General features: G+C 61.0%; 11 protein-coding genes. 7 read left to right on the top strand and 4 right to left on the bottom strand.

The features are described 5' to 3' along the window. The coding region (guaA, locus tag NW857_RS01520) for a glutamine-hydrolyzing GMP synthase (protein WP_414367779.1) at positions 1 to 734 on the bottom strand (734 nt) is incomplete at its 3' end. A gap of 394 nt (positions 735 to 1,128) precedes the next feature. Between guaA and NW857_RS01515 the strand changes: the two genes are divergently transcribed. From NW857_RS01515 to NW857_RS01505, 3 genes are all read left to right on the top strand, one after another. Then, entirely contained in the window at positions 1,129 to 2,154 is a 1,026-nt protein-coding gene (locus tag NW857_RS01515; protein ID WP_414334209.1) for a hypothetical protein, read from the top strand. Then, a complete protein-coding gene (rsmG, locus tag NW857_RS01510) occupies positions 2,151 to 2,933 on the top strand; it encodes a 16S rRNA (guanine(527)-N(7))-methyltransferase RsmG (protein ID WP_414349005.1) in 783 nt (260 codons plus the stop codon). Before NW857_RS01515 ends, rsmG begins: the two co-directional genes overlap by 4 nt. Positions 2,934 to 3,127: 194 nt before the next feature. Continuing rightward, the gene (locus tag NW857_RS01505; RefSeq protein WP_414337193.1) at positions 3,128 to 3,415 is read left to right on the top strand and encodes an RNA recognition motif domain-containing protein; all 288 of its coding nucleotides are present in this window, start codon (positions 3,128 to 3,130) and stop codon (positions 3,413 to 3,415) included. Positions 3,416 to 3,461: 46 nt separating this feature from the next. Here the strand turns inward: NW857_RS01505 and NW857_RS01500 are convergent, their stop codons facing one another. Both NW857_RS01500 and NW857_RS01495 read right to left on the bottom strand, forming a co-directional pair. Further along, on the bottom strand, positions 3,462 to 4,295 hold the full coding sequence (locus NW857_RS01500) for a metal ABC transporter permease (protein WP_414337194.1): 834 nt from the start codon (positions 4,293 to 4,295) through the stop codon (positions 3,462 to 3,464). A gap of 15 nt (positions 4,296 to 4,310) precedes the next feature. Continuing rightward, positions 4,311 to 5,066: a metal ABC transporter ATP-binding protein gene (locus NW857_RS01495; RefSeq protein ID WP_414334217.1), complete on the bottom strand. Its 756-nt coding sequence runs from the start codon at positions 5,064 to 5,066 to the stop codon at positions 4,311 to 4,313. Between the two features lie 62 nt (positions 5,067 to 5,128). On the opposite strand from NW857_RS01495, the gene NW857_RS01490 reads away from it, so the two are divergent. The 4 genes from NW857_RS01490 to NW857_RS01475 all read left to right on the top strand — a co-directional run bounded on the left by NW857_RS01490 (position 5,129) and on the right by NW857_RS01475 (position 9,910). Beyond that, positions 5,129 to 6,058 carry a metal ABC transporter solute-binding protein, Zn/Mn family gene (locus tag NW857_RS01490; protein ID WP_414367775.1) on the top strand — a complete coding sequence of 310 codons (930 nt, stop codon included), beginning with the start codon at positions 5,129 to 5,131 and terminating at the stop codon, positions 6,056 to 6,058. Positions 6,059 to 6,130: 72 nt separating this feature from the next. Beyond that, positions 6,131 to 7,936 carry an aspartate--tRNA ligase gene (aspS, locus tag NW857_RS01485; RefSeq protein ID WP_414337197.1) on the top strand — a complete coding sequence of 602 codons (1,806 nt, stop codon included), beginning with the start codon at positions 6,131 to 6,133 and terminating at the stop codon, positions 7,934 to 7,936. A gap of 60 nt (positions 7,937 to 7,996) precedes the next feature. Beyond that, a complete protein-coding gene (gene fabI / locus NW857_RS01480; protein WP_414334223.1) occupies positions 7,997 to 8,773 on the top strand; it encodes an enoyl-ACP reductase FabI in 777 nt (258 codons plus the stop codon). A 21-nt stretch (positions 8,774 to 8,794) separates the two neighbouring features. Beyond that, on the top strand, positions 8,795 to 9,910 hold the full coding sequence (locus NW857_RS01475) for an AI-2E family transporter (RefSeq protein WP_414334225.1): 1,116 nt from the start codon (positions 8,795 to 8,797) through the stop codon (positions 9,908 to 9,910). Between the two features lie 150 nt (positions 9,911 to 10,060). Here NW857_RS01475 and NW857_RS01470 read toward each other — a convergent pair whose 3' ends face one another. Next, entirely contained in the window at positions 10,061 to 10,918 is an 858-nt protein-coding gene (locus tag NW857_RS01470) for a sulfatase-like hydrolase/transferase (protein ID WP_414334226.1), read from the bottom strand. Between the last annotated feature and the right edge of the window lie 189 nt (positions 10,919 to 11,107).

Here is an 11,107-nt window from a genome sequence, read left to right as displayed (position 1 = left end):
TCGATGAAGACGCAGGTGAGCTGGTCGCCGATGGCCTTGTGCAGCAAAAAAGCCAAAGTAGAGCTGTCCACCCCCCCCGAAAGGGCCAACAACACCTTCTTGTCGCCCACACGGGCCCGGACTTCCCGAATCGCCTCCTCCAGAAAAGCTTCCGTTGTCCAGGTGGGCTCGCAGCCGCAGATGTGGTAGACAAAATTGCGAATGAGAAAGGCACCCGCCTGCGAGTGGGCCACCTCTGGGTGAAATTGCACTCCGTAAAGACGGCGAGTGGGATCGGCAATGGCGGCACAGGGGGTGTTGTCTGTGGCAGCCAGGGCGTGAAAACCTGGCGGCAACTCGGTCACCGCATCCCCATGGCTCATCCACATGATGCTGTTTTCCGGCAAGTTGGTGAGCAGGTCGGTGGGATCCAAAATGTGCAGGGCGGCACGGCCGTATTCCCCCTTCTGGGCTGGCTCCACCTTGCCCCCCAACTGCTGCACCATGAGCTGCATGCCGTAGCATACGCCCAGGATGGGGATCCCCAAGTTCCAGATCTCCGGGTCACAAGCAGGAGCGCCCGGCTCATAGACCGAGTTGGGGCCGCCGGAGAGGATGATGCCCTGGGGCCGCATTTGCCGCAGGTGTTCAGCAGTGGTGCGGTAGGAAAGGATTTCCGAATAGACGTGGGTTTCGCGAATACGACGGGCAATGAGCTCCGAGTACTGGGATCCAAAGTCGAGAATAACGATCATCTGGCGCTGCACCTTGAGGGGGGAGAGAGATAGGTCAGAGCTAAGGAGAGATGCAGAAGCGCTCACAAAACCTCGCACAGTGCAGAAGAGAAAACCCGAACCAAGAAACCAACTTGGCTGTGGATAAGAAACGTTAAGGACCTTTCCATCGTAGCAGGGATGGGGGATTTTCTTGCAGCCGCCTGTCCTGGACAGCTTCTCCCAGGCCCGCTTTGAGAACAGAACTTCTCTGAAAAACTGTCTGATGAGCCCTGCCCCGCCAGCCAAGCGATGACTCCCAGTAATAATCGCAATAGTGAACCCAGAGACGCCAGGGCCGAGTCAAGACTTATGATCGTAAGGAGGCGATCCAGACCGGTGGGGATATTGGCAGGGATCTGCGATCCATCGTTTTATGTCCATTGTGGCTGAATCCTTTCAAACCTATCTTCGTCGTCGCCGCCGCCTGCTGGCCCGCCGCCTCCAACGGCAGCAGGGGTGGGGTGTGGTTTTGGCTTTGTTGGCTTTGTATTTGCTCAGTTGGGATGCGCCGGGCCAGGCTGGGCTATTGCCGCACCTGTGGAGGGGGCAACCCCTGTGGTTGGTGGTGATCCCGCTGTTGGGGGGAGGGCTGTACAGCTTGGGTGCAGGGCTCATCTGGATGCTGCGGCAGCGCCGACTTCCCCAGGGATCCGCAGGTTCTGCTCAGCTTCTGGCCCAGATGATCAGCTTGCCCCACTTGGCTTTGGCCGCTCTGCTCTGGCTGGGGTTGGCGATTTGGGGAGAGCATCTTCTGCCTTTTCTGGCCCAGCAAAAGCCGCAGTTGTTGGCAGGCCTGGTGATCAGTTGGCTGCTGGCCCAGGGGTGGAGTTTTCTGCAAACGGGTTGGGTGGTAGAGGCCGGACAACTGTGGGCCGATTATCTGCAGGAGTTGCGCGGCTCTGTATTGCAGCCCTGCTACCAGCGCCTGGAAACCTGTCGTCGCTCGCTCCATTTTTACCATGCCATTTGGCAAGATCTGCAACTGGAAGAACTGGAGGCCCAGCACCTGATTCAACTGTTGTCTGAGTCGCTGCTGCCGCTGACGCTGCCGCTCAAGGTTTATGCTCAGCGGGTTCACCATTGCTGCCAGCAGTTGGCGGCCTTATTGGCCCAGATGCAAGAGCGGGTAGAACGGCTGGAGCAGGTGCTTTTGGATATAGAGCTGGAGTTGGCTGCCCAGCAGCCGTTGCAAGCTCAGCCCCAACCGATCAACTTGCTGGCAGAAGATTGGGCCAACTGCCAGGAGCTGGATTTGCAGGAGCTGGTGTGCTTGAACCAGGAGCTGCTGGGCGCCGACCGATCTTTGCAGGGCTTGACCCAAGAGCTGAAAGGCTGGGCCGACCGAGCCATTCCCGCCGGATTGCAACTGGGATCGCGATGGCTGGGATCCCTGGGATGAAGAAGGCTGCCCCGCCTGCCTCTGAGCCCCCCGAACTGGAGGCCCTCTGGGAGAGCTGGCTGGCGGAGCTGGGCTGGCAGCCTTCTGAGCCGCAGCGGCAGCAACTGCAACAGCTCTATCCCCTGGTGATGGCCGGAAACCGCACCCAGAACCTGACCCGCATCACCGCTCCCATCGATTTTTGGGAGAAACACCTGTGGGACTCGCTGCGGGGCCTGCGCTTGCTGGGATCCTGGGCGGCGATTCAAGCTCGGCCCTGGCGGGGCATCGACATCGGCACCGGGGCAGGGTTTCCAGGGATCCCGGCCCAAATTGCCCTGCCCCAGGCCAGCTTCACCCTACTGGACAGCAGCCAACGCAAGATTGCCTTTGTGCAAGAGGCCCTGCAGCAGCTCTCCCTGACCCAGGCGCGGGCGGTGGCCCAGCGAGCCGAAATCTGGGGGCAAGACCCGCAGGAACGCGGCAGCTACGATCTGGCCCTGGCCAGAGCCCTGGCAGCGGCAGAGGTTTGCGCCGAGTATTGTCTGCCCCTGCTCAAGGTGGGGGGACGCGCCATCCTCTACCGTGGCCATTGGATCGAGGCAGAAGCCCAAACTCTGGAGCGAGCCCTTTCTCTCCTGGGGGGGAAGCTGATCCACGTCGAAGCCTTCACTACCCCCCGCAGCCACGGGATACGGCATTGCCTGCTGGTGGAGAAAGTTGCCCCCACACCAGCTTACTATCCCCGCTCTCCCGGCATTCCCAAACGCCAGCCGCTGGGCCAAGGCAAGCGCTGCTAACAGTTGGGATCCTTAATTTCCTAGCTCAAAAAAGCTTCTGCAAATTCTTGGAGAAAGATCTTGGACAGGTAGTTTGCAAATGCCGTTGGGGAGACTAAGATGTGGTTGGCATCAGGTTCGGATTGAGCCAATGGTCTAACCAGGTGAGCTTCCGAACTGAGCGCTAAAGGTTAAGGTTCGGAGTTCGCTACGTTATGACCATTTTTGTGGGCAATCTGTCCTTCAAGGCCAGTGAAGAAGATCTGCGGCTTGTGTTTGCCGAGTACGGCACCGTCAAGCAAATTAAGCTGCCGGTAGATCGGGAAACGGGCCGCAAGCGCGGCTTTGCTTTTGTGGAGCTGGAAAACGAGGCCGACGAGCAAAAAGCCATCGACGAGCTGGATGGCGCCACCTGGATGGGCCGGGATCTGAGGGTCAACAAGGCAATGCCACGTCAGGCCAGCGCAGGCGGCAGTCGAGATGGTCGCTCTTCCCGCTTCTAATCGGATAGGCTCTGGGCCGGGGATCCCTCTCTTCTCTCCCCGGCCTTTAGCTTTGGCCGAAGATGACTCTGGCCAGAAAGGCTAAGCCAAACCAAACGGAGGCCACCAAGACAATGGCCGGGCCGGAGGCGACGTTGAGGTAGTAGCTAGCGTACATCCCCAGCAGGCTAGCGCTGACGCCAAAGAGGGATCCCAGCAGCATTACCTGGTGCAGGCGAGGCGCCAGCAGGTAAGCTGTTGCTGCTGGCGTGATGAGCATGGCCAGCACCAGCAGCACCCCCACCGCCTTCATGCTGGCCACCAGAGTGAGGGAGGTGAGCGCCATCAGCCCCCATCCCAACCCTGCAGTAGGCAGGCCGGCTGCCTTGGCCCCCAGGGGATCGAAACTGTAGAAGGTCAGCTCCTTAAAAAAGAGGGCCACCAATCCCAGCACCAGGACGGTGATGCCCACCACTGTCAACACATCAGCTGCGCTCACCCCCAGGAGGTTGCCGAAGAGGAAGTGGTTGAGATCGATGCGGGCCCGCCGTTGGATTAACGTGATTAAGAGGATCCCTAGGGCAAAAAAAGCAGAAAAGACGATCCCCATGGCCGCATCGGGCTTGAGGGGGGTGGCGGAGCGGATCCACTGGATGAGCAGGGCGCTCAGTAACCCCGCCACGAAGGCACCGACAAAGAGGTTGAGATCCAGCAGGTAGGCAATGGCCAGGCCCGGCAGCAGCGAATGGCTGAGGGCATCCCCCAGGAGGGCCAAGCTTTGCACCAGCAAATAGCTGCCCACCACCGCGCAGAGAACGCCGATGGCCACCGCCACCAGCAGAGCCCGCTGCATAAAGGCAAACCGCAAGGGATCCGCCAGGGTGTGCCAGAGCCCTTCCATACCACCCCTCACCCCCTAGGCAGCTGAGTCCAAGGGCAGGATGCGGCCATAGGCCCGCTGCAACACCTGCGGCTGCAGCACCTGCTGCGGGGATCCCTGGGCAATCAGGACGCGGTTGAGGAGAAGCACCTCATCAAAGTGGGCCAGCGCCTGCCCCAGGTCGTGGTGCACCACCATCACGATATGGCCGGCGTCGGCCAGCTCCCGCAAAACCTGAAACACAATGGCCTCGCTGGGCTGGTCGATCCCGGCCAGCGGCTCGTCCAGGGCGTAGATCTCGGCTGCCTGCGCTAGAGCCCGCGCCAAAAACACCCGCTGCTGCTGTCCCCCTGATAGCCGACCGATGGGCCGATCCCGATAGGCCCCCATCCCCACCCGCTCCAGAGCTTGCGCTGCCCGCTCCCGACCTTGCGGACCGATGCGGCGCAACCAGCCGGCAGCTCTCACCTGTCCCATCAGCACCACATCCCACACCGTGGCCGGAAAGCTCCAGTCGATGGCCGACCGCTGCGGCACATAGGCCACCTGCTCCCCCCGCAGCGCCTGGCCGCCGTAGCGCACCTCGCCCCCCTCTTTTGGCACCAACCCCAGCAGCGCCTTGAGAAAGCTGCTTTTGCCAGCCCCGTTGGGGCCCAGGATGCCCGTGATGCACCCTGGCCGGATCTCGGCGCTGATCCGCTCCAACGCCAGCAACTTGCCATAGCGCACCGTCAGATCCCGCACCACCAGAGAGGCCGGACGAAGAGGGAGAGCAATCGCTGGCTTTTTCATTTTCCTTTCATTTTCGCCAAGACCAGTGTACCCTAAGGGGAAACTCAAATAGTGAAACAATTATGAAAACCAAGATCTTTTCTTTGCGCCGCTTGGTGGTAGGGCTTGGCCTGCTGATGGGCGGTTGGACATCTCTGGCCAGCTTGGCTGTGGCACGTCCCCGCGTTGTGGCTACCACCACTCTGATTGCCGATTGGGTAGAGCAGGTGGGTCAAGATCGCATCCAGCTCAGCAGCCTGCTGCAGCCGGGACAGGATCCCCACGTCTATGAGCCGACACCGGCAGATGCCGCAGCTCTCGAGCAGGCGGATCTGGTGTTTTACAACGGCTACAACTTGGAGGCGGGGTTGATTCGTCTCGTCAACGCTGCTGCTCAACGGGCGCGGCGGGTTGCCCTGGCCGAGATCCTCGACCCCATCGTCACCGATGAGGACGGGATCCCGACGCCGGATCCCCATGTATGGGGCAATGTGGAAAACGTCATCCTCATGGTGGAGCCCATTGCCCAGGAGCTGGCGGAACAGGTGCCCGGCGAAGCGGCTTTTTTTCAGGCCAATGCCGCCGCCTATCGGGCGGAGCTGGAAGAGCTCCACGCCTGGATCGCGGAGCAGATTCAGACCATTCCCCCTGCCAACCGGGTTTTGGTGACCACCCACGCTGCCTTTGCCTACTACACCCAAGCCTACGGCCTGAAGATGGGGGGATCCCTCTTGGGGATCAGCACCGAGGAACAGCCCAGCGCCCAGACGGTGGCTCGGTTGGTGGAGGAGATCCGCGCCCTGGGGGTGCCGGCGGTTTTTGCCGAGACCACCCTTAACCCCGCTCTCATCCAAACGGTGGCCGCCGAAGCGGGAGTCCAGGTGGCCGAACAGGAACTGTACTCGGACTCCCTAGGGGAGCCAGGCAGCGGTGCCGAAACCTACATCGCTATGATGCGCCACAACACCTGCACGATTGTGGGGGCCTTGGGCGGATCCCCTGATTGTCCTTGAGGGGCAGAATCGAGGCAGGGGGGCTGAGTTTTGTATGATAGGGGCTCAGACCCTTGTTTTCTTACCGCGTCCATGCCTGCTGCTATCCGTCGCCCGCCCCGTTCCCTCTATTGTGGCCAAGTGCGCCCAGCTCACATCGGCCAGAGTGTCACCCTCTACGGCTGGATCGACCGCCGCCGCGACCACGGGGGGGTGATCTTTCTCGATCTGCGGGATCGCTCCGGCATTGTGCAACTGGTGGCGGATCCCCAGAAGACCCCCCTCTCCTACGAGCTGGCGGGGCAGGTGCGCAACGAATATGTGGTACGGGCAACGGGAACGGTTCAGCGGCGGCCTGAAGACTCCTTTAACCCCCGCCTGGCCACCGGCGAAGTGGAGGTCTACGCAGAAGAGCTGGAAATTCTCAGCCGCGTGGGCAAGCAGCTTCCCTTCAGTGTCTCGGGGGAAGAAGGGGAAGAGGTGCGGGAGGAGATCCGCCTGCGCTACCGCTACTTGGACTTGAGGCGGGAGCGCTTGTCCCGCAACCTGCAACTGCGCCACCAGGTGATCAAGGCCATTCGCCGCTTTCTGGAGGACGAAGAAGGCTTTATCGAGGTGGAGACCCCCATCCTCACCCGCTCCACCCCCGAAGGTGCCAGAGATTACTTGGTGCCCAGCCGCGTCAACCCCGGCGAGTGGTTTGCCCTGCCGCAGTCGCCCCAGCTTTTTAAGCAGTTGCTGATGGTGGCTGGCGTGGATCGCTACTACCAAATCGCCCGCTGTTTTCGGGATGAAGATCTGCGGGCGGATCGCCAGCCGGAGTTTACCCAGTTGGACATGGAGATGAGCTTCCTGGATCAGGAGGCAATCCTGGAGCTCAACGAGCGGCTCATCGGCCACATCTTCAAAACTGTCAAAGGGATCGACCTGCCCCGTCCCTTCCCGCGGCTGACCTACGCCGAGGCTATGGCCCGCTACGGCTCCGACAAACCCGACACCCGCTTTGGGCTGGAGTTGGTGGATGTTTCGGGGGTGTTTCAGGGATCCCGCTTTCAAGTCTTCGCCAAAGCCCTGCAGCAGGGGGGAGTGATCAAGGCTCTGCCGGTGCCCGGCGGCGACGAGAGGATCTCCAACACCCGCATCAAGCCCGGCGGCGATCTGTTCAAGCTGGTTACCCAGTACGGGGCGGGCGGCCTGGCCTTCATTCGGGTGCGCGCCGGCAGCCTCGATACCATTGGTGCCCTCAAGGAAAGCCTTAGCCCTGAGCAGGAGAAGCAGTTGCTGCAGATGACCAACGCCAAGCCAGGGGATCTGCTGCTGTTTGGGGCAGGGCCGGCTGCCGTGGTCAACGAGTCGCTGGGCCGCCTGCGGCTGCACCTGGGGCAGGAGCTGGGCTTGATCCCGGAGAACGCCTTGAATCTTCTCTGGATCACCGATTTCCCCATGTTTGAGTTCAACGCCGAGGAAAACCGCCTAGAAGCCCTGCACCACCCCTTTACCGCTCCCCACCCCGACGACTTGGCCGACCTAAAAACGGCGCGGGCCCAGGCCTACGACCTGGTCTGGAACGGCGTGGAAGTGGGCGGGGGATCCCTGCGCATCTACCAGCGGGAGATCCAGGAGCAGGTTTTCCAGGCCATCGGCCTTACCCCTGAGCAGGCGCGGGACAAGTTTGGCTTTTTGCTAGAAGCCTTTGAGTACGGCACGCCGCCCCACGGGGGCATCGCCTACGGCCTAGACCGGCTGGTGATGCTGCTGGCGGGGGAAGATTCCATCCGCGATGTCATCGCCTTTCCCAAAACCCAGCAGGCCAGGTGTTTGCTCACCGGCGCCCCTGCCGGCGTCGAGCCCAAGCAGCTCAAAGAACTGCACGTGGCTTCCACCTATCAGCCCAGCTAAGGGATCCCTTCTTCTGTGGGAGGATAGATAAACAATGCACCCCTACTCCTTGTTCTCCCTATGCTAGACCTGACCGGAAAAAAAGCCTTGGTAACCGGCATTGCCAACGAGCGTTCTATCGCCTGGGGCATTGCCCAGCAACTGCACAAAGCGGGGGCCAGCCTGGGGGTTACCTATCTACCCGACGAGCGGGATCGTTTCAAGACCAAAGTTCAGCAACTAACCGAGCCCCTACAGCCCGACTTTCTCCTTCCCTGCGATGTGCAAAGCGACCAGCAGATCAACGATCTGTTTCAAGGGGTGGCCCAAAAATGGGGTCAGGTCGATATCTTGGTTCACTGCCTGGCTTTTGTCAAAAAAGAAGAGCTGAGCGGCAACTTTAGCGATATTTCCCGAGAAGGGTTTGCCCTGGCCATGGATGTGAGCACCTACTCCCTGATTGCCCTCTGCCGGGCCGCCAAGCCCCTCTTGAGAGCCGGCAGCAGCATCCTCACCCTCACCTATCTGGGGGGCGTGCGGGTGGTGCCCAACTACAACATGGCGGCGGTGACCAAAGCGGGCCTGGAAACCTGTGTTCGCTACCTGGCGGCCGAGCTGGGCCCCGCCGGGATCCGGGTGAATGCTATCTCTGCCGGGCCCATTCGCACCCTGGCTTCTTCGGCGATTTCGGATTTTCATGCCATGCTGCACGCGGTGGAGGAGAAAGCTCCGCTGCGGCGCAATATCACCCAGCTCGAGGTGGGCAATGTGGCTGCTTTTTTGGCCAGCGACCTGGCCAGCGGCATTACCGGCCAGGTGATCTACGTGGATAGTGGATATAGCATCCTGGGTTTTTAGGCTCTTGGGGATCCCCCTGGCATGAATCGCTTCTCGCCCTTGCAGCGGCTGCTGCTCACCTGGATTTTGATCGTCATTAGCGGCTGGCTGGCCCTACAGGTGGGCCGGCTGTTTGGCCATCTGCTCACCACCATCCTGACGGCGGCGGTGCTGGCCTTTTTGCTCAACTATCCGGTACAGGTGCTGCGGCGCTATCGGGTCAGTCGGGGTTTGGCGGTCACCCTGGTTTTTGCCCTGTCGGTGGTGCTGCTGGCCTTGGTAGGGATCGCCATCGTGCCCATCCTGGCCAAGCAGGTGGTGCAGTTGGGGGCGCGGATCCCGGAGTGGGTGGATACCTTACAAAGCTGGCTGGATCAAATCAGCCTGTGGGCGGCAGAGCGCAACATCAACCTCGGCCAGACAGAGCTGGTGAACACCCTCCTCAACCGCCTGCAGGCCAGCGCCGAAAAAATTGCCGGCCAATCCCTGGACATCCTCCTGGGCACCTTTAACCAGGTGATCGATTTGGTGTTGGTACTGGTGTTGGCCCTCTACATGCTGCTCTACGGCGGCCAGTTTTGGCAGGGGTTGCTCAGCCTCTTTCCCAAGCCCTGGGGGCCGCGCATCGGCGAAGCCCTGGCTCTGAGTTTCCAGAACTTTCTCATCAGCCAGTTGGTGTTGGGGTTCATCATGGCCCTGATGCTGGTGCCAATTTTTGGTTTTTTGCGCGTGCCCTTCGGGCTTTTGTTTGGCCTGTTGATCGGCCTGCTGGAGGTGATCCCGCTGGTGGGAGGCTTTATCGGCATCGGCGCGGCAGCGGTGCTGCTGGCCTTTCAGGATATCTGGCTCAGCCTCAAGGTGGTGCTGGTCTCCCTAATTGTGCAGCAGGTTAAGGATCGGGTCATCGCCCCTCGCCTGATGGGGGAGCTGATTGGCCTCAACCCGGTGTGGATCTTGATCGCCCTGTTGGTGGGGGCGCAACTGGGGGGCATCTTGGGCGTGATCATCGCCATTCCCCTCTCTAGCGTGGTCAAAAGCCTCTACGAGATCGCCCGTTCTGCTGACTTGGCCGCCGAAGAGGGTGGCAAGCTGACCTCTCTTGGCGAAAGCCTTAGGGAAACTCGCCGGGATCCCGCCTTGCCCAAGCCAGAGACCTAGCAGGTCTAGCCCCTTTCTCGCAGACGACTCTTCCAGGCAGCAACCTAGCCCCGATCCCCATCTCCCCTCTCCCTCTGGGAGAGGGGCCGGGGGTGGTCGCGTGAGCGGCGCGGAGCGCTTGGGCCTCTGGGAGAGGGGCTGGGTGTTGTCCTAGCGAATTTTTCCCTCAATAAAAGGCACCTCTAGCACCTTTTCGTGGTGGATGGGGCCATGGCCGAAATAGCCCCCTTCCCCGAACAATTCGCCGTGGTCGGCGGTAACCGTGATGTAAGTGTTTTTGGGAACTAGGTCAAACAGTTGCTCAAAGACCCCGTCCAGGTAGCGCACCGCCTCGATCTGCCGTTGGCGCAGCTCCTCCAACTGGGCAGCGCTGAAAAAGGGGATCCCGGTCTCTTCCCCTTCATCCAGGCGCTTTAACACGCCATTGACCCCAGAGATGCGGGGCCACAGGCCGGGATCCTCATCCGGCAACGCGTAGGGATAGTGGGTTTCGCCCACATTTAACAAGTAAAAGCTGGGGCGATCCGGCTCGAAGCGCAACTGCTCCACCATGGCCGCCATATCGTTGTGCTGGGGCATGAGGCGGTAGGAATCGAAGTCGCGATTGAGCAGGGTGCTGGGGTTGAGCACCGGCAGGGAGACCATGGCGTGGGTGGTATAGCCCAGTTGGTGCTTCAGTAGCGTCGGCAAATAGAGGTGGGGCAGCAGATGCTTGAACTCAATCGGTTGGCGGGTGCCGAGGCGCTCGTTGTAGCGCAAGTAATCCTGCTTGTAGTGTTCGGAAGCAAAGACCTGGGTGGGGCTGGTGTGGGGCAGCAGGCCCATGAGCAGATTGTAATGGGCGGGAGCCGTCCAGGAAGCGTAGCTCCAGCGCTTTTCCAGGGATCCCAACTTGAGCAGATGCTTGGGGTTGGCAGCCAGCAGGCTGTCGAAGCGGCAACTGTCGAGAACGATCAGCAGATAGTTATTCTGTCCCTGGGGTTCCGGTCGAGGGTCGGACTCAGACAAGGGAGCCGCAGAAGATCGCCACCAGTTTAGGAGTCCCATTCCTCTTCCTCCTCGACAGGATAGGGCCGTCGGACGATCCGCCAGTTGGGGGCTGTGGCCGCGTCGCCTTCCTCCTCAGGTTCACCGGGTTCGCGAATGCGTTCCGGCGGGATATTGGAATAGGAATAGCGGCCTGCCTGGGGATCCGGC

The organism is Synechococcus sp. H55.9 (genome assembly GCF_047462355.1).
In the GTDB taxonomy this organism is placed as follows: Bacteria; Cyanobacteriota; Cyanobacteriia; order Thermostichales; family Thermostichaceae; genus Thermostichus.
Note: the sequence above shows the minus strand (reverse complement) of the source record. Positions and strands in the feature narration are given on the sequence as shown.